General features: G+C 67.0%; 20 protein-coding genes and 3 tRNA genes. 14 read left to right on the forward strand and 9 right to left on the reverse strand.

Going from position 1 to position 22,594, the window contains the following annotated elements; translation table 11 throughout:
* Nucleotides 1-42: 42 nt before the first annotated feature.
* From QFZ57_RS13475 to QFZ57_RS13485, 3 genes are read left to right on the forward strand one after another with little or no spacing between them, the layout of a single operon-like run.
* A complete protein-coding gene (locus tag QFZ57_RS13475) occupies nucleotides 43-1,212 on the forward strand; it encodes a Gfo/Idh/MocA family protein (protein WP_306900591.1) in 1,170 nt (389 codons plus the stop codon).
* Entirely contained in the window at nucleotides 1,212-2,426 is a 1,215-nt protein-coding gene (locus tag QFZ57_RS13480; RefSeq protein ID WP_306630885.1) for a dihydrodipicolinate synthase family protein, read from the forward strand. The genes QFZ57_RS13475 and QFZ57_RS13480 overlap by 1 nt, the downstream gene beginning before the upstream one ends.
* Nucleotides 2,423-3,280 (forward strand): sugar phosphate isomerase/epimerase family protein, encoded by an 858-nt coding sequence (locus tag QFZ57_RS13485; protein ID WP_306900592.1) that lies wholly within the window; start codon nucleotides 2,423-2,425, stop codon nucleotides 3,278-3,280. Before QFZ57_RS13480 ends, QFZ57_RS13485 begins: the two co-directional genes overlap by 4 nt.
* Nucleotides 3,281-3,385: 105 nt before the next feature.
* Here the strand turns inward: QFZ57_RS13485 and QFZ57_RS13490 are convergent, their stop codons facing one another.
* Together QFZ57_RS13490 and xylA are read right to left on the reverse strand one after the other, a co-directional pair.
* Nucleotides 3,386-4,804, reverse strand: a complete 1,419-nt coding sequence (locus QFZ57_RS13490; protein ID WP_306900593.1) for a xylulokinase — start codon at nucleotides 4,802-4,804, stop codon at nucleotides 3,386-3,388.
* A 3-nt stretch (nucleotides 4,805-4,807) separates the two neighbouring features.
* Entirely contained in the window at nucleotides 4,808-5,995 is a 1,188-nt protein-coding gene (xylA, locus tag QFZ57_RS13495) for a xylose isomerase (protein WP_306630888.1), read from the reverse strand.
* Nucleotides 5,996-6,141: 146 nt separating this feature from the next.
* Between xylA and QFZ57_RS13500 the strand changes: the two genes are divergently transcribed.
* Nucleotides 6,142-7,368 carry an ROK family protein gene (locus tag QFZ57_RS13500; RefSeq protein ID WP_306900595.1) on the forward strand — a complete coding sequence of 409 codons (1,227 nt, stop codon included), beginning with the start codon at nucleotides 6,142-6,144 and terminating at the stop codon, nucleotides 7,366-7,368.
* Between the two features lie 50 nt (nucleotides 7,369-7,418).
* Here the strand turns inward: QFZ57_RS13500 and QFZ57_RS13505 are convergent.
* Nucleotides 7,419-7,491: transfer RNA gene (locus tag QFZ57_RS13505), tRNA-Arg, on the reverse strand.
* 206 nt (nucleotides 7,492-7,697) lie between these two features.
* Here QFZ57_RS13505 and QFZ57_RS13510 point away from each other — a divergent pair.
* From QFZ57_RS13510 to ettA, 3 genes are all read left to right on the forward strand, one after another.
* The gene (locus QFZ57_RS13510; RefSeq protein ID WP_306630890.1) at nucleotides 7,698-8,249 is read left to right on the forward strand and encodes a single-stranded DNA-binding protein; all 552 of its coding nucleotides are present in this window, start codon (nucleotides 7,698-7,700) and stop codon (nucleotides 8,247-8,249) included.
* Nucleotides 8,250-8,432: 183 nt separating this feature from the next.
* Nucleotides 8,433-9,002, forward strand: a complete 570-nt coding sequence (locus QFZ57_RS13515; RefSeq protein ID WP_306630891.1) for a DUF6993 domain-containing protein — start codon at nucleotides 8,433-8,435, stop codon at nucleotides 9,000-9,002.
* 61 nt (nucleotides 9,003-9,063) lie between these two features.
* A complete protein-coding gene (ettA, locus tag QFZ57_RS13520) occupies nucleotides 9,064-10,746 on the forward strand; it encodes an energy-dependent translational throttle protein EttA (RefSeq protein ID WP_306630892.1) in 1,683 nt (560 codons plus the stop codon).
* Nucleotides 10,747-10,845: 99 nt separating this feature from the next.
* Here ettA and QFZ57_RS13525 read toward each other — a convergent pair whose 3' ends face one another.
* The gene (locus tag QFZ57_RS13525) at nucleotides 10,846-11,766 is read right to left on the reverse strand and encodes an acyl-CoA thioesterase (protein WP_306900596.1); all 921 of its coding nucleotides are present in this window, start codon (nucleotides 11,764-11,766) and stop codon (nucleotides 10,846-10,848) included.
* Between the two features lie 64 nt (nucleotides 11,767-11,830).
* Here QFZ57_RS13525 and QFZ57_RS13530 point away from each other — a divergent pair, with 64 nt between their 5' ends.
* On the forward strand, nucleotides 11,831-12,490 hold the full coding sequence (locus QFZ57_RS13530; RefSeq protein WP_306900597.1) for a hypothetical protein: 660 nt from the start codon (nucleotides 11,831-11,833) through the stop codon (nucleotides 12,488-12,490).
* A gap of 41 nt (nucleotides 12,491-12,531) precedes the next feature.
* On the opposite strand, the gene QFZ57_RS13535 is transcribed toward QFZ57_RS13530, so the two are convergent.
* Nucleotides 12,532-12,996, reverse strand: coding sequence for a globin (locus QFZ57_RS13535; RefSeq protein WP_306900598.1), 465 nt, complete (start codon nucleotides 12,994-12,996; stop codon nucleotides 12,532-12,534).
* Between the two features lies 1 nt (nucleotide 12,997).
* Complete coding sequence (locus QFZ57_RS13540; RefSeq protein ID WP_306900599.1) at nucleotides 12,998-13,681, reverse strand: mechanosensitive ion channel family protein; 684 nt, start codon at nucleotides 13,679-13,681, stop codon at nucleotides 12,998-13,000.
* A 66-nt stretch (nucleotides 13,682-13,747) separates the two neighbouring features.
* Here QFZ57_RS13540 and QFZ57_RS13545 point away from each other — a divergent pair, with 66 nt between their 5' ends.
* Nucleotides 13,748-14,746 (forward strand): epimerase, encoded by a 999-nt coding sequence (locus QFZ57_RS13545; RefSeq protein ID WP_306900600.1) that lies wholly within the window; start codon nucleotides 13,748-13,750, stop codon nucleotides 14,744-14,746.
* Here the strand turns inward: QFZ57_RS13545 and QFZ57_RS13550 are convergent.
* The gene (locus QFZ57_RS13550) at nucleotides 14,743-15,228 is read right to left on the reverse strand and encodes an OsmC family protein (RefSeq protein ID WP_306900601.1); all 486 of its coding nucleotides are present in this window, start codon (nucleotides 15,226-15,228) and stop codon (nucleotides 14,743-14,745) included. The genes QFZ57_RS13545 and QFZ57_RS13550 overlap by 4 nt on opposite strands.
* The gene (gene pepN / locus QFZ57_RS13555) at nucleotides 15,225-17,798 is read right to left on the reverse strand and encodes an aminopeptidase N (protein WP_306900602.1); all 2,574 of its coding nucleotides are present in this window, start codon (nucleotides 17,796-17,798) and stop codon (nucleotides 15,225-15,227) included. Before pepN ends, QFZ57_RS13550 begins: the two co-directional genes overlap by 4 nt.
* A 173-nt stretch (nucleotides 17,799-17,971) precedes the next feature.
* Here pepN and QFZ57_RS13560 point away from each other — a divergent pair, with 173 nt between their 5' ends.
* From QFZ57_RS13560 to QFZ57_RS13570, 3 genes are all read left to right on the forward strand, one after another.
* Nucleotides 17,972-18,991 (forward strand): hypothetical protein, encoded by a 1,020-nt coding sequence (locus QFZ57_RS13560; RefSeq protein WP_306900603.1) that lies wholly within the window; start codon nucleotides 17,972-17,974, stop codon nucleotides 18,989-18,991.
* 88 nt (nucleotides 18,992-19,079) lie between these two features.
* Nucleotides 19,080-19,574, forward strand: a complete 495-nt coding sequence (locus tag QFZ57_RS13565) for a ribose-5-phosphate isomerase (RefSeq protein ID WP_306900604.1) — start codon at nucleotides 19,080-19,082, stop codon at nucleotides 19,572-19,574.
* The gene (locus QFZ57_RS13570) at nucleotides 19,574-20,533 is read left to right on the forward strand and encodes an Fpg/Nei family DNA glycosylase (RefSeq protein WP_306900605.1); all 960 of its coding nucleotides are present in this window, start codon (nucleotides 19,574-19,576) and stop codon (nucleotides 20,531-20,533) included. The genes QFZ57_RS13565 and QFZ57_RS13570 overlap by 1 nt, the downstream gene beginning before the upstream one ends.
* A 153-nt stretch (nucleotides 20,534-20,686) precedes the next feature.
* Here the strand turns inward: QFZ57_RS13570 and QFZ57_RS13575 are convergent.
* Nucleotides 20,687-20,760: transfer RNA gene (locus tag QFZ57_RS13575), tRNA-Gly, on the reverse strand.
* Nucleotides 20,761-20,892: 132 nt separating this feature from the next.
* Here QFZ57_RS13575 and QFZ57_RS13580 point away from each other — a divergent pair.
* Nucleotides 20,893-20,967 (forward strand) — tRNA-Pro (locus QFZ57_RS13580).
* A 79-nt stretch (nucleotides 20,968-21,046) separates the two neighbouring features.
* The gene (tig, locus tag QFZ57_RS13585; RefSeq protein ID WP_306900606.1) at nucleotides 21,047-22,444 is read left to right on the forward strand and encodes a trigger factor; all 1,398 of its coding nucleotides are present in this window, start codon (nucleotides 21,047-21,049) and stop codon (nucleotides 22,442-22,444) included.
* Nucleotides 22,445-22,594 lie beyond the last annotated feature (150 nt).

Consider the following 22,594-nt stretch of genomic DNA (forward strand, 5'->3'; position numbering starts at 1 on the left):
CCGACCAGCTTTAGTACATCGCTCACTCACCGTGGAGGACACATGGGCTTCGAAACCAAAACCATCCGTATCGCCATGAACGGGATCACCGGCCGGATGGGCTACCGCCAGCACCTGCTGCGCTCCATCCTGCCCATCCGCGATGCCGGCGGCTTCACCCTCGAGGACGGCACCCGGGTCCAGGTTGAACCCATCCTGGTGGGCCGCAACGAGGCCAAGATCCGCGAGCTCGCGGAAAAGCACAAGGTTTCCGAATGGACCACCGACCTGGACGCCGTGATCAACGACCCCACTGTCGACGTCGTTTTCGACGCCTCCATGACCAGCCTTCGCGCCGCCACCCTGAAGAAGGCCATGCTGGCCGGCAAGCACATCTTCACCGAAAAGCCCACGGCGGAGACACTGGAAGAGGCCATTGAACTCGCCCGGATCGGCAAGGAAGCCGGCGTCACGGCCGGCGTCGTGCACGACAAGCTGTACCTGCCCGGCCTGGTCAAGCTCCGCCGCCTGGTGGATGAAGGCTTCTTCGGCCGCATTCTCTCCATCCGCGGCGAGTTCGGCTACTGGGTCTTCGAAGGCGACATCCAAGCGGCACAGCGCCCGTCCTGGAACTACCGCAAGGAAGACGGCGGCGGAATGACCACGGACATGTTCTGCCACTGGAACTACGTCCTGGAGGGCATCATCGGCAAGGTCAAGAGCGTCAACGCCAAGACCGCCACCCATATCCCCGCCCGCTGGGACGAATCCGGCAAGGAATACAAGGCCACCGCCGACGACGCCTCCTACGGCATCTTCGAGCTCGAGACCCCCGGCGGTGACGAGGTCATCGGCCAGATCAACTCCTCCTGGGCCGTCCGCGTCTACCGGGACGAACTGGTGGAATTCCAGGTGGACGGCACGCACGGCTCCGCCGTCGCCGGCCTGAACAAGTGCGTCGCCCAGCAGCGTGCCCACACCCCCAAGCCCGTATGGAACCCGGACCTGCCCGTCACCGAGTCCTTCCGGGACCAGTGGCAGGAAGTGCCCGCCAACGCCGAACTGGACAACGGCTTCAAGCTGCAGTGGGAGGAGTTCCTCCGCGACGTGGTAGCCGGCCGCGAACACCGGTTCGGCCTGCTCTCCGCAGCCCGCGGTGTGCAGCTGGCCGAACTGGGCCTGCGGTCCAACGACGAACGCCGCACCCTCGACATCCCGGAGATCACGCTCTGATGACTTCCCTCATCCTTCCCTCCGAAGACGGCGGCACCAGGGAATACCGGCTCCGGGGCGGCACCACCTGGTCCCGCCCCACGTCGCCCTTGACGGCCCGCCGCGCCTACGCCGCAGCTCATGTCATCCCCGAGGTCCTCGCCGACAACACCCCCGGAGCCCCTGCCCGTCTGGACTGGGACGCCACCATGGCCTACCGCCACGAGCTCTGGTCCTACGGCCTGGGCGTCGCGGACGCCATGGACACGGCACAGCGCGGCATGGGCCTGGACTGGGCCGCGACGCAGCAGCTCATCAAGCGCACAGGAGTCGAGGCCGCTTCGGTGGTTTCCGCCGGCAATGCCGCCACCGCCGGGAAGTCCGTCCGCGACCTGGTTTCCTGCGGTGCCGGCACCGACCAGCTGGACCTTGACGCCCTGCCCTCCGGCGAAGCGGGCATCAAGGCCGTCCTGGAGGCATACCGGGAGCAGATCGCCGTGATCAGCGAGGCCGGACCCAAGGTTATCCTCATGGCTTCGCGCGCCCTGGCAAGGGTGGCCAGCGGTCCCGAGGACTACCTGAGGGTGTACTCCACCCTGCTGCAGGAAGTGGACCAGCCCGTGATCCTGCACTGGCTGGGCACCATGTTCGATCCCGCCCTGGCCGGCTACTGGGGCTCTGAGGACGTTCCCGCAGCCACCGAAACCTTCCTGGGCCTCATCAGGGACAACGCGGACAAGGTGGACGGCGTCAAGGTCTCGCTGCTGGACGCCAGCCACGAGGTGGCCCTGCGCGCAGCACTGCCTGAAGGCGTCCGCCTCTACACGGGCGACGATTTCAACTACCCCGAACTCATCGACGGCGACGGCAGCCACCACTCGGACGCCCTGCTGGGCATCTTCGCGGCGATCTACCCGGCCGCCTCTGTGGCCCTGCAGAACTACGACGCCGGAAACGCCGCCAGGGCCCGCGAAATCCTGGACTCCACCAGGGAACTGGGCAAGCACATTTTCAGCGCCCCCACGTTCTACTACAAGACCGGCATCGCCTTCATGTCCTGGCTCAACGGCAAGCAGCCCGGCTTCCAGATGGTGGGCGGCCTGCACTCGGGACGCTCTGTCTGCCATCTCGCCAGGACCTTCGAACTGGCAGACCAGGCAGGACTGCTCAAGGACCCCGCGCTGGCCGCCTTCCGGATGTCGGATTACCTTCGGATCAACGGGGTGGGAGTATGACCACCAATTCAGGGACATCCGCTTTCTCCCGCCTGTCCATCAACAGCGCCACCACCAAGAAATGGACCCTCGCCCAGGTTGTTGAGGGCTGCGTCAACGCCGGCATTCCCTCGATCGGCCCCTGGCGCGACCGCGTTGAGGAAGCCGGCCTGGACAAGGCTGCCCGCCTGATCAAGGACGCCGGACTCAGGGTCTCCTCCTTGTGCCGCGGCGGGTTCCTCACCGCACCGGACGCCGAGGGGCAGGCTGCTGCCCTGGCGGACAACCGGACCGCCATCCTCGAAGCCGTTGCACTGGACACCAGGGAACTGTTCCTGGTGGTCGGCGGCCTGGCCCCGGGGGAGAAGGACGTAGTGGCAGCCCGGCAGCGCGTTGCCGACCGGCTCGCCGACCTGGTCCCCTTCGCCCGGGAAAACGGCGTCCGCCTGGTGCTGGAACCGCTGCACCCGATGTACGCCGCGGACCGCGCGCTCATCTCCACCCTGGGCCAGGCCCTGGACCTTGCGGCGCCCTTCGACGCCGCTGCGGTGGGGGTCGCCGTCGACACCTTCCACGTCTGGTGGGACCCCGAGCTGAAGGCACAGATCGAGCGGGCGGGCCGGGAAAAGCGCATCGCCTCCTACCAGGTTTGTGATTTCAACATGCCTATTGCCGCTGATCCGCTGCTGTCCCGCGGGTACATGGGCGACGGCGTGGTGGACTTCGCCACGATCGGCACCTGGGTGCGCGACGCCGGGTACACCGGGGACATCGAAGTGGAAATTTTCAATCAGGAGATCTGGGACACGGACGGCAACACTGTCCTGGCCACGGTCAAGGAGCGGTACGCGGAGCTTGTCCTGCCGTACGCCTGACCTGATACCAGACCGCGGGCTCCTGCTACGTCACGGCAGGAGCCTGCGCCCCACATGGAAGGACCCGGACCGCCTTTGGCGGTCCGGGTCCTTCTGCCTGTTGCCCTAGGCGTACAGCGAGGCGAACCGGCGGTACCGGGCCAGCACACCGCCGTCGTCCTTTCCCAAAGGAAGGTCGACGGCGTCTGCCGTCCAGGCCGGGAAGCCTCCGGTGAGTGCCGCCGCTGCCTGGCGTGCCGCACCGTCCGCAACGTATTCACCCGGCTGTGGCACCGTAATGCCTGCCCCCAGCAGGCCCGCTGCGACTTCCTGGACGGCGCCCGACTGCGCGCCCCCGCCCACCAGCAGGATCCGGTTGACGGACACGCCCTGGGCCTGCAGTGCGGCCAGGCCATCAGCCAGGGAACAGACCACGCCTTCGACGGCGGCGCGCGCCAGGTTGGCCGGGGTGTAGTTGGCCCGGGTGATGCCGTGCAGCGAACCCGTGGCGTCCGGCAGGTTGGGCGTCCTCTCCCCGTCAAAGTAGGGGACCAGGGTGAGCCCTCCGGCGCCGGGACCAGCTGACAGGGCCAGCCGGTTGAATTCCGAAAGGTCCACGCCCAGCAGCGCGGCTGTGGCATCGAAAACGCGCGTAGCGTTCAACGTGCAGACCAGTGGCAGGTAGTGCCCGGCAGCATCGGCAAACCCCGCCACCAGTCCCGACGCATCTGCCGCCGGCGTTTCCGAGACCGCAAAAACGGTACCGGACGTGCCCAGCGATATGACGACGTCGCCCAAACCCGCCCCCGCACCGAGGGCTGCGGCCGCGTTGTCTCCGGCGCCTGCGGCCAGAAGGCTGCCCGCCGGCGTCCTGCCCGCAGCCTCCAGCGGACCAAGGACACGCGGAAGGACCGGCACATGGCCGAGCGCGGCGGACAGGACCTCCGGGAGGTACTTGCCCTCCGCCGTCGAGTAGTACCCCGTGCCTGACGCGTCGGATCGGTCCGTGGCCAGGGCGGCCAACCCTTCGGCTCCACTGCCCGGGCCGAAGCCGGCGAGCCGCCAGGTCAGCCAGTCGTGCGGGAGGCACACAGCGGCTACCTTTGCTGCGTTCTCCGGTTCATTCTCCGCCAGCCAGCGAAGCTTGGTCACCGTCAGCGAGGCAACGGGGACAGTGCCGGTGGCGCGGGCCCAGTACTGCGCGCCGGCGGCGGGATCGCCGCCGCCGGCACTCTTGATGAGCTCCACGGCTGCCCCGGCGCTGCGGGTGTCATTCCACAGCAGTGCCGGCCGGATCACCGCACCGTCGCCGTCCAGGCAGACCATGCCGTGCTGCTGGCCCCCGACGGCGACGGCGCTGACGTCATCCAGCCCGCCGGCGTCGGCCACCGCCTTTTGGAGGGCGGTCCACCAGTGGTCCGGGTGGACCTCGCTGCCCTCTGGGTGGAGTGCCCGGCCCTGGCGGACCAGTGCCCCGGTGTCCGCGTCGCGGATCACCACCTTGCAGGACTGGGTGGAGCTGTCGATCCCTGCGACGAGAACCATGGCCTAGCGGGCGCCCAGGAGGTGTTCGAGAGCGAGCTGGTTGAGGCGGACGAAGGCAAAGGAGCGCTCGCCGGCCTTGTCGGCGTCGAAATCCTCGAATGCGGCGGCGTCTGCCAGCAGGTCGGCGGTGGTTTCGCCCGCGTTGAGGGTGGGTTCGCCGAGTTCGAAGACGCCGGAGGTCTTGAGGGCTTCCTGCACCTGCGGGTCGGCGCGGAAGGCAAGGGCACGTTCCTTCAGCAGCAAGTACATGGCCATGTTGGCCTTGGCAGACTCCCAGACGCCGTCGTAGCCATCGGTGCGCGACGGCTTGTAGTCGAAGTGCCGGGGGCCGTCATACTTCGGGCCACCGCCCGGGAAGCCGTTTTCGAGGAGATCCACGGTGAAGAAGGCGCTGGTCAGGTCGCCGTGGCCGAAGACGAGGTCCTGGTCGTACTTGATGCCGCGCTGGCCGTTGAGGTCGATGTGGAAGAGCTTGCCGGCCCACAGGGCCTGGGCGATGCCATGGGTGAAGTTCAGCCCGGCCATCTGCTCGTGTCCGGTCTCGGGGTTGAGGCCCACGATGTCGCCGTGCTCCAGCTGGGCGATGAAGGCCAGGCCGTGGCCCACCGTGGGCAGGAAGATGTCGCCGCGGGGCTCGTTGGGCTTGGGCTCGAGCGCAATCCGCAGGTTGTAGCCCTTGTCCTTGATGTAGCCGGCGGCGGTGTCAACGCCTTCCTTCATGCGGTCCAGGGCGGCGGCCAAATCCTTTGAGCCGTCGTATTCGCTGCCTTCACGGCCGCCCCACATGACGAAGGTTTCGGCGCCCAGCTCCGCGGCCAGGTCGATGTTGCGAAGGACCTTGGACAGGGCGAAGCGGCGGATCGAGCGGTCGTTGGAGGTGAAGCCGCCGTCCTTGAAGACCGGGTGGCTGAAGAGGTTGGTGGTCACCATGGGGACTTTCAGCCCGGTCTCCGCCAGGGCTGCCCGGAAGTTCTTCAGGATCAGGTCCCGTTCGGATGCGGAGGCGTCAAACGGGACCAGGTCGTTGTCGTGGAAGGTAAGGCCGTAGGCGCCGAGCTCTGCCAGGCGGTGCACGGCCTCCACGGGGTCAAGCGCGGATCGGGTGGCGACGCCGAACGGGTCGGCGCCGGTCCAGCCAACGGTCCAGAGGCCAAAAGTGAATTTGTCGGCGGGGGTGGGCGAGAGAGTCATGATGCGTCCTTGCGATCGTGCGCCCCGCGGGATTGCGAAGCTTTAGTTCATTGCCTGAACTATATGAGCCGACGTAGGGTGGGGTCAAGGGTCCAGGCTGGGAACAGCCGGAAAATCAGACAGAACATTGAACCGGGAGGCTAGTGATGGTGATGCCGGCGCCTGCAGTGGCGGGGCCCGGAGGGGCTGCCCCCGGAACCGTGGGGGACGTCCGCCGCAGCAACCTGGCGCTGGTCCTGGGCGCAATCGCCGATTTCCCGCCCGGCACCCACCCCAGCCGCGCACAGGTCGCGGGCGCCACCGGCCTGACCAAAGCATCGGTGTCCAGCCTGGTGCTGGACCTCCTGGACGCAGGAATCATCCGCGAGATAGGGCTCAACCCGCAGGGGCGCGGCCGGCCGGGCGTGGGGCTGGAACTCAGCCCCAGCCGGGCGGTCATGGGAATGGAAATCAACGTCGACTACATTTCTGCAGCAGTCGTCGACCTTGCCGGGACTGTACTCATCCGGGAGATACAGGATCGCGACAACCGCGACAGCCTGGACGGGCCGGTGGTGGCCGCGCTCGCAGTCCTTGTTGCCCGGGTGCGCAGTGCGGCGGGGGAGCAGGGCGTCGAGGTCCTGGGCGGCGGCCTGGCGGTGCCCGGACTCGTTGACCCTGCCGCGTCGCGGGTGCTCACCGCTCCCAACCTGGGTTGGGTCAATGTGGACCTTGACCTTGACGCCCTGCTGCCCGAGGCTCCACTGGGAGTGGAATTGTTCAACGAGGCCAATGCCGCAGCCCTGGCGGAACTGCGGCACCGGCCGGACGGGGCGGCAAACTTCCTCTTCGTCTCCGGTGAGGTGGGTGTCGGCGGCGGCATTGTCATCGGATCCGAACTGTTTACCGGCCCAGGAGGCCACGCCGGCGAAGTGGGACACATCGTGGTGGACCCCGACGGCGGGCACTGTTCGTGCGGCGGGACCGGCTGCCTGGAAACGGTGGCCGGCCAGGATGCCATCTTCTTCGCTGCCGGTCTGGCCCCGGACGGGAATTCGCGTTCGGCGCTGATGTCCCTGCTCCTGAAGGCACTGGAGGCAGGGGAGCCCCGGGCGGTTTCCGCCGTCGGGCGCGCGGGCCGCTGCCTTGGCATAGCGCTCGCCTCAACGGCGCGGGTTGTCAATATCGACTCGGTGGTCCTTGGCGGCCACTTCGCACTCCTGGAACCATGGCTTCGTGCCCCGTTACTGGAAAGCCTGGCGAAGTATGCGCCGGGCAAGTATGCGTCCAGCCAGGTGACGGTGTCCGCGGTGGGCGAGTCGGGCGCCCTGTTGGGAGCAGCAGGCAGTGTGATCCGGTCCCTCGTGGAGGCGCCGCACCTGCTGCACGCGTAGCGGCCAACGCAAACGCCCCGGTCCGAAGACCGGGTCGTTTGCCACCAAGGTGCCCCAGGAGGGAATCGAACCCCCGACCGGCGGATTAGAAGGCCGCTGCTCTATCCCCTGAGCTACTGAGGCATTGGCTCCCGGCCTACAGGTCGGCGCCTCAAAAAGTTTACATTGCCCGGATGCCGGCGGTGTCATCCGGCCGCCACTGCTCCTCCACATGCGCTTTCCGCGCGGACGTTGTCCACATAGGAAGACTCAGGCCTCCTGCCGACTGTCATCCGGCGCGATGCTGGTCATGCCTGCTAAAGGCGCCACCATCCAGACAGGACGTAGACATGAGTGAATCGATCACCATCCGGGGCTTCGTGGCCACCGAGATAACGAGTTCCACCACGCCCGGCGGAGTGGCCACGGCCTCCTTCCGCCTCGGTGCCACCACCCGCCGTTTTGACCGGGAATCCAAAACCTGGGGTGACGGCCACACCAACTGGTTCACCGTCCAGGGCTACCGCCAGCTCGCGGGAACCCTGGGCTGCAGCATCAGGAAGGGCCAGCCGGTCATCGTGGTGGGCAAGCTGAAGATCCGCACCTGGGAAAAGGACGGACGCGTGTACCACTCCACCATCATCGACGCCGACGCCGTGGGGCACGACCTCACCTTTGGATCGGCCAACTTCATCCGCACGGCCTCCAGGCCTGCGCTCTCCCTCGTGGAGCAGCCTCCGGGCCCGGATGATGCCCCCGGGATGGACCAGGACCCGGACGAACCGGAGGACCGCGGGGACGAACACCCCGAAGACCACGGCCACGCTGCCGTCGTCATCGAGGACAGTGACGGGGGCCTCGCCTCCCTTGACCTGGAAACGGGGGAACTCGCCGAAGTCTAGGAACACATATCAGTATCAGCGTTCCCCGTCAGTCCCGGGTGGACGGAGCGGCGGCACCCCCGGCCACCCTCCGTCCGCCCGCCAACGCCTACCGATCACAGTGCTGGCCGCTGGTGTCCCTGCGGGTCGAATGCATGTCACCGGCGGGTGAGGCCGTCCCGGTGCCCATGGCAGAATGACACCATGCGTCCCACCCCTAACAGCCGCCGGAACAACCGTGCCCGTGCCGCATTGGCATGCGCCGTCCTGGCCTGCTTTTTGTCGGGGTGTGCCGCCGGTCCGTCCGGGAGCCGGCCGGCAATTGAGGGCAGCGGCAGCCAGGCATCATCGCCAGGCGCGGCTGCCGGCCCCGACACCCAAGGGCAGCCGGTCGAAGCCGCGGACCCAGCCACGCTAGGCACCCACGCCAGCGGTAAAGCGCTCGCCGCCACGGCCGGGGGTGCATCGCCGGCGGCAGATGCCGCCGCCACCGAAGCGGTGAAACGGGCTGTTACGGACACCCTGACCAAATTGGCGGCAGGAACGCCAAAACCGGCCACTGCCCAGGTCAGCGACGCCCTGACCGGGGCGGGCATCGCAACGGCAGTGCTCCAGGTCTCGCAAAGCCGTACACCCACCGGACTGGAGGCCGACGCCATCGAAGCGGCGGTGCTGCAGGGCAAGGACTGCGTCATCGGGCAGGTGCGCGAAGGTGCCGTGACCGTCACGGTCCTGCCGGTGCTGGCCAGCGGCAAATGCTTCGTGGGCTCCTGATCCGGCTGACCGGCTTGCCGCAAATGTGAGATCTGCCCGTCAACCCACTAGATTTGAGACCATGGCGGAATTTATCTACACGATGACCAAGGCCCGCAAGGCCGTTGGCGAAAAACTCATTCTTGATGACGTAAGCATGTCCTTCTTCCCGGGCGCCAAGATTGGTGTTGTGGGCCCAAACGGTGCCGGTAAGTCCACCATCCTCAAGATCATGGCAGGGCTGGACACGCCCTCCAACGGTGAGGCCCGGCTCAGCCCCGGCTACAGCGTGGGCATCCTGCTCCAGGAGCCGCCCCTCAACGAGGAAAAGACCGTCCTGGGCAACGTCCAGGAAGGCGTTGGCGAGATCTACGGCAAGATCCAGCGCTTCAACGAGATCTCCGAGGAAATGGCCAGCCCCGATGCTGACTACGACACCCTCCTCGAGGAGATGGGCAAGCTGCAGGAGGCCATCGACGCCGCCGACGCCTGGGATCTCGACTCCCAGCTGGAACAGGCCATGGACGCCCTACGGTGCCCGCCGGCCGATGCCGACGTCACCAACCTTTCCGGCGGTGAGCGCCGCCGCGTAGCGCTCTGCAAGCTCCTCCTGCAGAAGCCCGACCTCCTGCTCCTTGACGAGCCCACCAACCACCTGGACGCCGAAAGCGTGCTGTGGCTCGAACAGCACCTTTCCAGCTACCCGGGCGCCGTCCTGGCCGTCACCCACGACCGGTACTTCCTGGACCACGTGGCGGAATGGATAGCCGAGGTTGACCGCGGCCACCTGTACCCGTACGAGGGCAACTACTCCACCTACCTGGAGAAGAAGCGCGCCCGCCTGGAGATCCAGGGCAAGAAAGACGCCAAGCAGGCCAAGCGCCTCACCGAGGAACTCGAGTGGGTCCGTTCCAACGCCAAGGGCCGCCAGACCAAGTCGAAGGCCCGCCTGGCCCGCTACGAGGAAATGGCCGCCGAAGCGGACCGCACCCGCAAGCTTGATTTCGAGGAAATCCAGATCCCGCCGGGACCCCGGCTGGGCGGCCTGGTCCTGGAGGCCAAGAACCTGCAGAAGGGCTTCGAGGACAGGACCCTGATCGACGGACTGTCTTTCACCCTGCCCCGCAACGGCATCGTCGGCGTTATCGGTCCCAACGGCGTCGGCAAGACCACTCTCTTCAAGACCATTGTGGGCCTCGAACCACTCGACGGCGGCGACCTGAAGATCGGCGACTCGGTCAAGATCTCCTACGCTGACCAGAGCCGCGGCGGCATTGACCCCAACAAGACCCTCTGGGAGGTCGTCTCCGACGGACTCGACTTCATCCAGGTGGGCAACGTCGAGATGCCGTCCCGCGCCTATGTGGCAGCGTTCGGCTTCAAAGGCCCGGACCAGCAGAAGAAGGCAGGCGTCCTCTCCGGTGGTGAGCGGAACCGGCTGAACCTGGCCCTGACCCTGAAGCAGGGCGGAAACCTGCTCCTCCTTGACGAGCCCACCAACGACCTCGACGTCGAAACCCTCAGCAGCCTGGAAAACGCCCTGCTCGAATTCCCCGGCTGCGCCGTGGTGGTTTCGCACGACCGCTGGTTCCTGGACCGGGTGGCCACGCACATCCTGGCCTACGAAGGTGACGAGGAAAACCCCTCCAAGTGGTACTGGTTCGAGGGCAACTTCGAATCCTACGAGGAGAACAAGGTGGAGCGCCTCGGCCCCGATGCCGCGAAGCCGCACCGCGTTACCCACCGGCGCCTGACCCGCGACTAAGCTGCGGGAGGCCCGGCAGCGGGTGGAGTTGCTCATAGAGAAGGCCGGCACCACGGTGCCGGCCTTCTCTATGTCCGGGAACTTGCGCGCCCGCCGGGGTCAGCCGCCTGCCGCATCGGCGGGGACGCGCACCATGCCCTCCTGGGCCACCGAGGCCACGTGCTGGCCCTCGCGGTTGAAGATCTTGCCCGTGGCCAGGCCGCGTGCGCCCTGGGCGCTGGGGGACTCCTGGACGTAGAGCATCCATTCATCCACCCGCGCCGGACGGTGCCACCACATCGCGTGATCAAGGCTGGCAACGTTCATGCCGGGGGTGATCCAGCTGAGGCCGTGCCGCCGGAGGATCGGTTCGAGCAGGGTGTAGTCGCTGGCGTAGGCCAGGGCGGCGCGGTGCAGGTTGGAGTTGTCCGGCATCGGCCCGAAGGTCTTCATCCAGACGGCGTTGCGTGCCTCCCGCGGCCCCGTAGCCGAAACGTACAACGGGGGGTCGACGTGCCGGATGTCGAAGGGACGTTCATACGCCCAGTGCCGCGCCACCGGATGGTCAAACTTCCCCAGAAGGTCTGCCGTGCTGGGCAAGGATTCAGGGTCCGGGATCCCCGCCGGCATCACCGACGAGTGCTCGATTCCCCCGTCCTCACCCTGGAAAGAGGCAATCATGGACAGGATGGGCACACCGTCCTGGTAGGCGTGGACGCGCCGGGCGGAAAAGGACCGGCCGTCGCGCAGCCGCTGCACCCCGAAGGTAATGGGCTTGTTGGCGTCGCCGGGCCGCAGGAAGTAGCCGTGCATGGAGTGGACGTACCGTTCCGGGTCCACCGTCCTGATCGACGCCACGAGTGACTGCGCCAGCACCTGCCCGCCGAACACCCTTTGGTGCGGCTGCTGCTGGGAGGGGCCCAGGAAGATATCCTCGTCCGTCCGGGCGCCCTCAAGCTCGCCCAGGTCCAGCAGTTCGATCAGCGATGAGGTGGGGTCTCCGCTTGGCGGGGCCAGCAGTCCGGCTTCGGCTTCAGTCATGGTCCGACTCTAGACGGCGCCCGGGGAGCCGCTCAACCGGAGTGGAGCCGGTAGTGTTCTAGGTGTGTCTGAACTTCTCACCTCGTCCTTCCGTTTCGCCGATCCCCGGGATCTCGCCGACCTGAAGACGTTCGCCACCCGGGCGAAGGCCATTGATGACGGCGCCATCCGCCTGCAGGCCGCCGGTTCCGTCCTGGCCGCCTACGTATGTGTCCTGCGGCCCAGGCTCCTGGGTGAATCGACCCCCACCATCCTGGGCCTGCGCACCATGGCGCTTGCGGAACCGTCGGGAACGGACGTCACCGTTGCCCTGTCCGCCGTCCTGGACCGGCTGGCACGGGCGGGGGAGGACGACGTCGAATTGCCGGTTCCGCCCACCACCGTCACCGAATCCTGGACGGGAGTAGGCGCCCCTCGGGGCGGATGGGAGTTGCTGGGGGCCGTCAGCGACGCGCGCCTGCGGGCGGCGGCTGAAACGGGTATCGCGGACGTGGCGGGCATAGTGCCCGACAAGCCGGGCGCCCTGATTGTCAACAACGCCCGGGCGTCCGTATGGGGACGGGCACTGGACGACGCCGGCCTGCCCGCCGGTGCGGCCTTCGCCGCCTACGCGCTGGGCTTCCTGGCGGACGGGGACCAGAAGCTGTACCGCGCCGGCCGGTGGTTCCGGCTGAGCGGCCCGCGCGGCCACGTCCTGGCTCGGACCGGCAGCGGCCTGCTGTAACTGCAGCCTGGAAAGGCGGCGTCCGGGTTTCCGGGGCGGAGTCAGGCCCCGGACGCGCTGTTCACCATGGACAGCGCCGCCCGTTCCATGTATTCCCACAGCGTTGCCTCGTACAGCGGGGGCAGTTCCAGGGCGTCCACGGCCTCACGCATGTGGAACAGCCAGCGGTCCTTGGCCTCCGGTGTGACCTTGAAGGGCATGTGCCGCATGCGCAGGCGGGGGTGGCCGCGCTCCTCGCCATAGGTGGTGGGCCCGCCCCAGTACTGCTCGAGGAACATCAGGAACCGGCGCTTGGCCGGGCCCAGGTCCTCCTCCGGATACATTGGCCGCAGCAGCGGATCGGTGGCCACGCCGTCGTAAAAAACATCGATGAGCTTCACGAAGGTGTCGTGTCCGCCCACCGCATCGTAGAAGCTGTCTGTGTAGCCCGGTTTGCTGAAGGGATCGTTCTGCATCAGCTGCGGGCGCTGGGGTTGGACGGGCCTCGGTTCGATGGGAAGCGACATGCTAGTCCCCGGCTTTCTGGTCTGTCTTCTTGGTCTCAACGTGCGCCGAGCCCTGGTCGGTGGTCCCGTCGTCGGACTCGTGAATTGGAACGTAACGCCCCTGCGAGCGGTTGCCCACGCGCAGGATTTCACCATTGCGCAGGTACCAGATGGCGCCGTCGTCCGAGCGGACGCGGGTGATCCGCAGTCCCATGGATTCCACCACACCCACCACTTCGCTGGTTTCAATGACGTCGCCGATTCCGTACTGGTCTTCAATGGTAATGAAGATCCCGGCCAGGAAGTCGCGGATCAGCTGCTGGGCGCCGAAGCCGATGGCCACACCCAGGATGCCGACGCTGGTCAGCAGTGGCGCGATATTGATGTCCAGGTTCTGCAGGACATACATGCCGGTGATGACCACCACCAGCACTCCCACCACGCTGTTCAGCAGTGAGCCGATGGTTTCCGCACGCTGCACGCGCCGTTCATGGTCCAGGGCGCGAAAGGCCGGCGCCGCCCATTTGAACGTGGGCTTTTTGAAGAAGTTGCTTCCCGCCGCCACCCGCCTGGTGATGCGGGAGATGATGAAGGTGGCCGCGAGCCAGATGGCGACGCCGATGCCGAGGCTGATCACGATGCCCGGGATGCTCACGCCATCCGGCTGGGTTGTGGCGGGGGGAAGGATGGACAACATGGTGACCATAGGTGGAAATAGCTCCTTGGGATATTGCTCTGTTCTCTTTCAACCCTAGCGCCGTAGCGTGGAGCAATGCGCATTCTCATCCTGGGCGGAACAGCCTTCCTCTCGAAGGAAATTGCCAGGCAGGCGGTTGCCGGCGGGCATGACGTCACGTGCCTGGCCCGGGGAGTCTCGGGTGAACCGCCGCAGGGCGCCAGCTGGGTCAGGGCGGACCGTTCAGCGGGGCGGGCCGCATATTCAGGTTTGACCGGCGAATGGGATGCCGTGATTGATGTGGCACGGGATCCCCAACCTGCCCGGAATGCCCTTGCCGTCCTTGCCGGCAGGGCGGGCCACTGGACCTTTGTCTCCAGCTGCTCGGCCTATGCCGACCACTCCGTCCCGGGAGCAGCGGAAGACGCTTCACTCCTGCCGGCGCTGGCACCTGGGACGCCGTCCACCCCGGAAAACTACGGCGAGTCCAAGGTGGCGATCGAAGAGGCCACCCTGGAGGCGGCTGCCGGCAAAGCCCACCTGTGCCGCGCAGGCCTGGTCGCCGGCCCCGGCGACCCTACCGACCGCTACGGCTACTGGCCTGCCCGCATTGCACGGAACTCCAGGCCCGTGCTGGTTCCGGACATCGGCTACCACCCCACGGAGGGCATTGACGTCCGCGACCTGGCGGCCTGGCTCCTGCTCGGAGCAGAACGGGGAATCACCGGAGCCCTGAATGCGAGCGGATACGCGGTGCCCTTTACGGATGTGATCGACGCCAGCCGCGAAGTGTCCGCCTCCAACAGCACCACGGTTACCGCCGCCGAAGAGTGGCTGGTGGATCAGCGGGTCAATTACTGGTCCGGTCCGGAGTCCCTTCCGCTTTGGCTCCCGCCCGGCCACGATGGCTTCATGGCCCGCAGCAACCGGGCCGCCAGGGCCGCAGGTATGGTCCTGCGGCCCTGGCAGGAAACCCTGGCGGACACGTTGCGCGATGAACGCGTCCGCGGGCTGGACCGGCCAAGGAAAGCCGGCCTGTCACCCTCCACCGAACGACGGCTTGTAGAGATGCTCCACCGCGGGGGCGGAACCTAGGTATGGACCTGGCCCGCCACCGTCACCGGCTGGTGCTCCACCGGGAAGTTCACGCTGCGGGCGATGAAGCAGACCCGGTTCGCCTCGTGGTGGAAGCCGGCTGCCACTTCAGCCTGCCCGGCGGCGGCCACCGTCACATGCGGGTGCAGGACCACCCGTTCGAACTGGCCGCTGCCGTCCCGGTTGAGCCGCATCAGCCCGGTCGCCTCGTCCCGGTAGTCCGTAACCACCACCCCGTGCTTCACGGCCACGTGCAGGTAGGACAGCATGTGGCACTGGGCCAGTGCGGCCAGCAGGAGCTGCTCCGGGTTGTAGCGTTCCCGGTCCCCGTGGAATGTGGGGTCCGCCGAGCCTCTAAGGACCGGCAGGCCCGGAATGAGCACGTCGTGGTCCCGGGAGTAGCTCCGGTAGGAGGACGTGCCGTCACCCAGGTTGCCGGTCCACTGGACTGTCAGCGAGTACCGGTGCTCGTCGAGGCTCACTGCGGACTGCCGTCCCGGAGCACGTCGGCGGCACGGGCACGCAGGGCGCGCGCAACGCCGTCGCGGTTCTCCAGCATCATCCGCCGCAGCGCGGCGCTTTCCCCCGGCAACGACGCCAGGAACCCGTCCGTCCGGTCGATGGTGGCCTGAGTGGTCAGCAGCGCCGGGTAGAGGCCGACGACGATCTGCTGGGCGAGTGCGTGCGTCCGGGTTGCCACGATGCCCGGCACCGCCGCGAAATACTTTTCGGAGTACGGCTCCAGCAGTGAACGGTCCAGCACCCGCATGAAACCGGTGACCGCCGATCCCTGCAGTGCGTTGGACAGATTGCCCTTGACCACGATCGATTCCCATGCCGCGGCTTTGGCTTCCGGGGTGGGAATGGCGGCTTTGGCCAGGGCCGCTGCATTTTGGCCGCTGGAGGTGTTGTCCCGCTCCAGTTCGGCGTCGATGCCTTCCTGGCCCATCCGGGCCCCGGCCACCAGGGAGGCCACGAATTCCCAGCGCAGGTCCTGGTCCACCGCCAGCCCATCCAGGACCAGCGACCCGTCCAGAAGTCCCGCCACCCGGTCCAGCTGGGACGCGCTTCGAGCCAGCAGCGCAAAGGACTTGATGAACTGCAGCTGGGCGTCGGAGCCGCCCGGGACGTCCGAGGCCAGGTCCCACAGCCGGTCCACCGCCGCAACCGCCGTGGCTTCACGGTGTTCCTCGGCCACATAGAAATTGAGCGTGGTGGCCAGCTGGCGGAGCTGGACCAGGATCACGGAGGAGTCCGTTTCCGCCGCGACGTTGGACAGGATCAGCTCCACGTACGTCCGGGCCGGGGTCTCGCCGTCCCGGGCAGCGTCCCACGCGGAGTTCCAGACCAGGGTCCGGGGCAGGCTTTGGTCAAAATCCTTGAGGTGGGCAGTAGCGGTAGCCAGTGACTTCGGATCCAGCCGTACTTTGGCGTACGCCAGGTCGTCGTCGTTGATGAGGATCAGGTCCGGCCGGGCCAGGCCGGCAAGTCCGGGCACCTCGGTGCGTTCGCCGTCCACATCCAGCTCCTCGCGGTGCACCCGCTCAAGCTTGCCGGCGCTGTTCAGGTCGTAGAAGCCCACGGCAAGGCGGTGCGGGCGGATGGTGGGCCACTCCGGAACCGCGGACTGCAGGATCGCGAAGGAACGAAGCTTTCCGTCGGGATCCACGTCCAGCTCGGGGCGCAGTGTGTTGACGCCGGCGGTCTCCAGCCACTGCCGGCCCCAGTCGTCCAGGTCGCGGCCGCTGGCCTTCTCCAGTTCCACCAGCAGGTCGCGGAGCTCGGTGTTCTGCCAGGAGTGCTTGGCGAAGTACTCGCGGACACCGGCCATGAACTGTTCCGGGCCAACCCAGGCCACCAGCTGCCGCAGCACGGAGGCGCCCTTGGCGTAGGTGATGCCGTCAAAGTTCACCTCGACGTCCTGCAGGTCGTTGATCTCGGCGAAAATGGGGTGCGTGGTGGGCAGCTGGTCCTGGCGGTAGGCCCAGGACTTCTCCACGGAGGCGAACGTGGTCCAGGCGCTGGTGAAGGACGTGGCTTCCACGGCCGCCAGGTGCGACATGTACTCCGCGAAGGACTCGTTGAGCCACAGGTCGTTCCACCACCGCATGGTCACCAGGTCGCCGAACCACATGTGCGCCAGTTCATGGAGGACCGTGATGGCGCGGCGTTCGATCTGGGCGCCGGTGACCTTGCTGCGGAAGACATAGCCTTCGAGGATGGTCACGGCGCCGGCATTCTCCATGGCACCGGCGTTGAATTCCGGCACGAACAGCTGGTCGTATTTTTCAAACGGGTAGGGGCAGCCGAACTGCGCCTCGAAGAACCCGAAGCCCTGCCGCGTGAGTTCGAAGATGTTGTCCGCGTCCAGGTACTGCATCAGCGACTTCCGGGCGAAGACGCCGAGCGGGATGACGCGGCCATCGGAACTGGTGACCTCACTGCGGACCGACTGGTACGGGCCGGCGATCAGTGCGGTGACGTAGGAGGACAACCGGGGCGTCGGTGCGAACGTCCACACCGACCTGGCCGTGCCGTCTTCGGCGGGCGGCGCCTCCGAAGGTTCGGGGGTGGGGGAGTTGGAGATAACGTCCCAGTGGGACGGCGCCGTGACCGTGAACGCGAAAGTTGCCTTCAGGTCCGGCTGCTCGAAGACGGTGAACATCCGCCGGGAATCAGGCACCTCGAACTGCGTGTACAGGTAGGCCTCGCCGTCCACCGGGTCCACGAACCGGTGCAGGCCCTCGCCGGTGTTCATGTAGGGCATGTCCGCCACGATGGTCAGCTCGTTCTGTTCCGCCAGGCCCGGAAGCTGGATCCGCACGCCGTCGGACACAGTGGCGGGGTCAAGGCTGCGGCCGTTCAGGGTCACGCTGTGCACGGTGCGGGTGACGGCATCGATGAAGCTGGCCGATCCCGGCGATGCCGTGAATTTGACGGTGGTGGTGCTGCCAAAGACCTCTCCGCCGCGGGTCAGGTCCAGGCTGACATCGTAGGACTCGACGTTGATCAGTTCGGCGCGCTCACGGGCTTCGGCGCGCGTCAGGTTCATGCCTGGCAAAGGAGGGCCTCCAGAGAAGTTTCGGGCTGCCGGCCGGTGGTCCCGGTTCCGGCACTGTGATGCATTCTTTCATCCTTGGAGTCCTTGGCAAGTTGCGCAGCTCACAGCACGCCCGGTTGCTGGCGGGCGGTTGGGCGGGCTGCCACAGGGGTAGCGTTAAATGCATGGGAAAGCTGCTGGATTCGGTGGATGCCAAAGCCCTGCGTTTCGCCGTCGGGTTCCCTGTAGTCCTGGCCGCCGCGTTCGTCTACTGCGCGTCGCTGCTGCGCCCCGACCTTCCGGAGCCACTCGCCGTCAGGTGGACGGACGACGGCGGTGCGGCCTTTGCGCCCTTTGGCGCCTACGTGGGCGCGGGCGCGGCAATGATTGTCGTGGCCGGCTGGCTGGTCCTCCTGCAGGCCGTCCCCCTGGGCAGGCCGGTGATGATGCGCAGGATCATGATGGGGGCCGGGCTCTTCCTCAGCCTCTTCCTCACCTCCGCCCTTGCCGCGGGCCTCATCGGCCAGGTAGGACTGGCCGATGCCCGGCAGTCGCGGGTGGACATGACCGTCCTTGCCCTCGGCAGCGGCGCGGCGGTGTCGCTCGGCGTCGCCATGGCCATGGTGTACAAAGCCGACCAGCAATGGTCACCGGATGACGACCGGGAGCTGCAGGCCGCCATCACCCGGGAACTGGACCCTGACCTTGCCCGGGACAGTATCCGGCTCTGGGTCCACGCCAGGAGTTCGGTCTTTGTCATGATCGCCATCGCCTCCCTGTTCCCGGCGGCCCTGATTGCCGTGGTGGTGCCGTGGCTGGGGATCCTGCTGGTGGTCCTGGCCCTCGTCGGCGCCGCGTTCCTCTTCGCCCGCATCCGGGCGGACCGGCGCGGACTGAGGGTCCTGCTGGCCGGGGTGGTGCCGGTCATGACTGTGCCCGCCGGCGCCATTTCGAATGCCAGCGCCGAGGAGGTCCGGGCCGCGGACTATGGCGGGTGGGGCTACCGGCACCACGGCGGGACCGCCGCCATGCTGGTCAGCAGCGGCCCCGCCGTCGTCGTGAGCAAGACTGATGGCCAGCGCCTGGCCGTCAGCGGCGGCAGCCAAGACTCCGCCGCGCGGCTGGCCGAAGTCCTTACGCGGGTAGCCGCAAGGGCCCGGCGCGGCGGAAGCACGCCGCCTGCCACCGGGCGTCCTGAGTCCTGACAAGCGGGCTGTCCTAGTATTCTTATCCGTGTCGTTCCGGCCTCCGTACGGCGGCCCGCCAGCTCCCACAACTGAACGGACTTTGCACGTGACCACTTCCCCTGCCTTCCCGCGGGTCCATATCGCCACCGACCACGCAGGCATGGAGCTCAGCGCCCACCTGGTGTCCCACCTGACCGGCAAGGGATACGAGGTGGTGGACCACGGGCCCAAGGTCTACGACGCCCAGGACGATTACCCTTCCTTTTGCATTAACGCCGCCCTTGCCGTGGTGGCCGACCAGCAGGCGGGCGTCCATGCCCTGGGTATCGTGCTCGGCGGGTCAGGCAACGGTGAGCAGATCGCGGCCAACAAGGTCAAGGGCGTCCGGGCCGCCCTTGCGTGGAACCTCTCCACGGCAACCCTTGCCCGGGAACACAACGACGCCAACGTCGTGGCCGTGGGCGGACGCCAGCACACGGTGGAGGAAGCCACGGAACTGATCGAGGCCTTCCTGGCCGAGCCGTTCAGCAATGATGAGCGCCACGTCCGCCGGATCGGCAAGATCGCTGCCTACGAGGCAACCGGCGAGGTCATCGAGTAGTGCCTGAGGGCCATTCCGTCCGCAGGCTTGCGCGCCAGTTCGGCGACGTCTTCGCGGGCCAGACGCTCGCTGTCTCCAGCCCCCAGGGCCGATTCAGCGGGGGAGCGGCGTTGCTCGACGGGCACACCCTGCTCACTGCCGAGGCACACGGCAAGCACCTGTTCCTGCACTTCGACAACAGGCTGGTGCTGCATGTCCACCTTGGCCTCTACGGCGCCTGGAGCTTCGGCGGTGACAGCACGTTCGCCGGCGCCTCCAGCATTGGTGCGCCCCGGCGCGTAGGGGAGCAGGAGGCCTTTGCTGACGGGGACGACGACGGCGGCGCGCCTTACGCCGGACCGCCGGCGCCCGTCGGGGCCGTTCGGGTCAGGCTCGCCGCGAGCCACGGCTGGGCGGATCTTCGCGGCGCCACCACCTGCGAAACCATCACGGACGCGGAGGCCGGCGCCGTTCTCGCGCGGCTGGGACCGGATCCGCTGCGGAACCTCCGCGGCGACGCCGGCCGTTTCGCTGCCAACGTCCAGGCCCGCAAGGCGCCGCTGGCCGCCCTGCTCATGGACCAGAAGGTGATTGCCGGCGTCGGGAACGTTTACCGTGCGGAAGTCCTGTTCCGCCGTCGCCTTGACCCATACCTGCCCGGCACCGCCCTCCCTGGGAACGATGCCCGGAAGCTGTGGCGCGACATCGTGGCCGTCATGACCGACGGCGTAACGGACGGGCGGATCATCACAACGCCGCCCAAATACTGGACGCTCAATGGCACCACCGCCGCCAAAGCCGCCGCGGCCGGGGCACCGGTGCCACCCAAGAGCGCGCACTTCCCCGACCGGGACGATGCCCACTTCGTCTACAAGCGCCACGGTCTGCCCTGCCGGGTGTGCCGCACTGCCGTGCTCGCGGCGGACCTGGCCGGCCGGAACCTGTACTGGTGCCCGTACTGCCAGCAGTCGCAGGAGTAGGAGCTCTTGGGGCGGGGCGGAAACGGGGCACTTCGACACGGACACGCCGACTGTCGTGGCGCAGTCTGGTTCCCGCGCCGTCAAAACGCCCCGTTACGGCTTGCCGGCACGGCTTAAAACAAAAGGACCCCTCTGCTGAGGGGTCCTTTTCCATGGAGGGGACGACGGGAATCGAACCCGCGTAATCAGTTTGGAAGACTGAGGCTTTACCATTAAGCTACGTCCCCGAAGGAAGATCCGTTTTGCTGCGGAAACTCCGGGCTGGCTGTTCAAGCCGGATACAACTAAACCTAATCCATGGCCTACGTGTCAAATGTGCAATCGCGACGCGTATCACCGTAGACTTGCCTGTGCACTTACGGGGTGTAGCTCAGCTTGGCTAGAGCGCCTGCTTTGGGAGCAGGAAGTCGCAGGTTCAAATCCTGTCACCCCGACTCTGCGGCCAGGACCAGCAGGCCTGGACATTCATTGCGTTTGCAGAAACCCATCCCACAACCCAGGAGTACTTAGACCGTGAAGAGCGCTGTCGAGAACCTCACCCCCACGCGGGTCAAGCTCAATGTTGAGGTCCCCTTTGAGGAACTGAAGCCCAGCATCGACTCGGCCTACAAGACTGTTGCCTCGCAGATCCAGGTTCCCGGGTTCCGCAAGGGCAAGGTTCCCGCAAGGATCATCGACCAGCGCGTCGGCCGCGGCTACGTCCTGGAGACGGCGATCAACGACGGCCTCAACGGCTGGTACCAGGCTGCCGTGCAGGAGTCCGGCATCCGCCCCCTGAGCCGCCCTGAGGTCGAGATCACCGAGGTTCCGGACCCCTCCGCGACCGACGGCGGCCTGAAGTTCGCCGCCGAGGTTGACGTCCGTCCCGAGATCGAACTGCCGGACTACGCCGGCATCGAGGTCCAGGTCGCCGCTGCGGAATCCTCCGAAGCCGACGTGGACAAGGCCCTGGACGAACTGCGCGGCCGCTTCGGCACCCTGAAGTCCGTTGACCGTCCCGCTGCCGATGGTGACTTCCTCACCATCGACATCACCGCCACGATCGACGGCGAAGAGGTTGACTCCGCTGCCGGCCTGTCCTACCAGGTTGGCGCCGGCACCATGCTTGAGGGCATGGACGAAGCCGTGACCGGCCTGAGCGCCGACGAGGACGCCATCTTCGACACCACCCTGGTGGGCGGCGACCACGCCGGCGAAGCCGCCCAGGTCAAGGTTGTCGTGAAGGCCGTCAAGGAACGCGAACTGCCCGAAGCGGACGACGACTTCGCCCAGCTCGCCTCCGAGTTCGACACCCTCGCCGAACTCCGCGAAGACCTGGCCAAGCAGGCAGCAGACTCCAAGATCGTGGAGCAGGGCGTGGAAGCCCGCGACAAGGTCCTGGACAAGCTGGTTGAACTGGTTGAGGTTCCCGTTCCGGATTCCGTCGTAGAGGAGCAGCTCGAAGCCCACTTCCAGGAGGGCAACGGCCACGGAGAAGGCGAGCACGACACCGAAGAGCACCGCGAAGAGGTCCGCGCCAACACGGCCCGCGCCTTCCAGAATGAGATCATCCTGGACGCCATTGCGGAAAAGGAAGAAGTCGACGTCAGCCAGAACGAGCTGATCGACTACATCGTCACCACCGCCAGCCAGTACGGCATGGACCCGAACCAGTTCGCCCAGATCATTGACCAGAGCGGCCAGGTGCCCATGATGGTGTCCGAGGTCCGCCGCCGCAAGGCACTGGCCGTCGTCCTGGGCCAGGCCACGGTGACTGACACCGAGGGCAAGGCCGTCGACCTGAGCGACTTCGTCCGCCCCGCCGGCGAAGAGGAAGCTCCCGCCGCAGAAGCAGCCGATGCTGACGCAACCGAGGCTGCAGAGGCCGAGGTAGTCGAAGCCGAGGACACCACGGCAGACGCCAAGGCCTAGTCCTTATTGACCGCAACAACGGCCCCCGGATCCCTAGGATCCGGGGGCCGTTCGCGTTGGACCCGAAACAACACACCGCTGATTCGACCATCGTGCGCCGTCAGCGAACAGCCGTCGGTGCGCGAACAAAACGCCGTGGAAACCGGTTAG

It is taken from the genome of Arthrobacter sp. B1I2, from assembly GCF_030816485.1.
Classification (GTDB): Bacteria; Actinomycetota; Actinomycetes; order Actinomycetales; family Micrococcaceae; genus Arthrobacter.

What these genes read in the sequence shown, in the direction of transcription:
- QFZ57_RS13475 (WP_306900591.1), top strand. Translation starts at nt 43, where the DNA reads ATGGGCTTCGAAACCAAAACCATCCGTATCGCCATGAACGGGATCACC.
- QFZ57_RS13480 (WP_306630885.1), top strand. Translation starts at nt 1,212, where the DNA reads ATGACTTCCCTCATCCTTCCCTCCGAAGACGGCGGCACCAGGGAATAC.
- QFZ57_RS13485 (WP_306900592.1), top strand. Translation starts at nt 2,423, where the DNA reads ATGACCACCAATTCAGGGACATCCGCTTTCTCCCGCCTGTCCATCAAC.
- QFZ57_RS13490 (WP_306900593.1), bottom strand. Translation starts at nt 4,804, where the DNA reads ATGGTTCTCGTCGCAGGGATCGACAGCTCCACCCAGTCCTGCAAGGTG.
- xylA (WP_306630888.1), bottom strand. Translation starts at nt 5,995, where the DNA reads ATGACTCTCTCGCCCACCCCCGCCGACAAATTCACTTTTGGCCTCTGG.
- QFZ57_RS13500 (WP_306900595.1), top strand. Translation starts at nt 6,142, where the DNA reads ATGGTGATGCCGGCGCCTGCAGTGGCGGGGCCCGGAGGGGCTGCCCCC.
- QFZ57_RS13510 (WP_306630890.1), top strand. Translation starts at nt 7,698, where the DNA reads ATGAGTGAATCGATCACCATCCGGGGCTTCGTGGCCACCGAGATAACG.
- QFZ57_RS13515 (WP_306630891.1), top strand. Translation starts at nt 8,433, where the DNA reads ATGCGTCCCACCCCTAACAGCCGCCGGAACAACCGTGCCCGTGCCGCA.
- ettA (WP_306630892.1), top strand. Translation starts at nt 9,064, where the DNA reads ATGGCGGAATTTATCTACACGATGACCAAGGCCCGCAAGGCCGTTGGC.
- QFZ57_RS13525 (WP_306900596.1), bottom strand. Translation starts at nt 11,766, where the DNA reads ATGACTGAAGCCGAAGCCGGACTGCTGGCCCCGCCAAGCGGAGACCCC.
- QFZ57_RS13535 (WP_306900598.1), bottom strand. Translation starts at nt 12,996, where the DNA reads ATGTCGCTTCCCATCGAACCGAGGCCCGTCCAACCCCAGCGCCCGCAG.
- QFZ57_RS13540 (WP_306900599.1), bottom strand. Translation starts at nt 13,681, where the DNA reads ATGGTCACCATGTTGTCCATCCTTCCCCCCGCCACAACCCAGCCGGAT.
- QFZ57_RS13545 (WP_306900600.1), top strand. Translation starts at nt 13,748, where the DNA reads ATGCGCATTCTCATCCTGGGCGGAACAGCCTTCCTCTCGAAGGAAATT.
- pepN (WP_306900602.1), bottom strand. Translation starts at nt 17,798, where the DNA reads ATGAACCTGACGCGCGCCGAAGCCCGTGAGCGCGCCGAACTGATCAAC.
- QFZ57_RS13560 (WP_306900603.1), top strand. Translation starts at nt 17,972, where the DNA reads ATGGGAAAGCTGCTGGATTCGGTGGATGCCAAAGCCCTGCGTTTCGCC.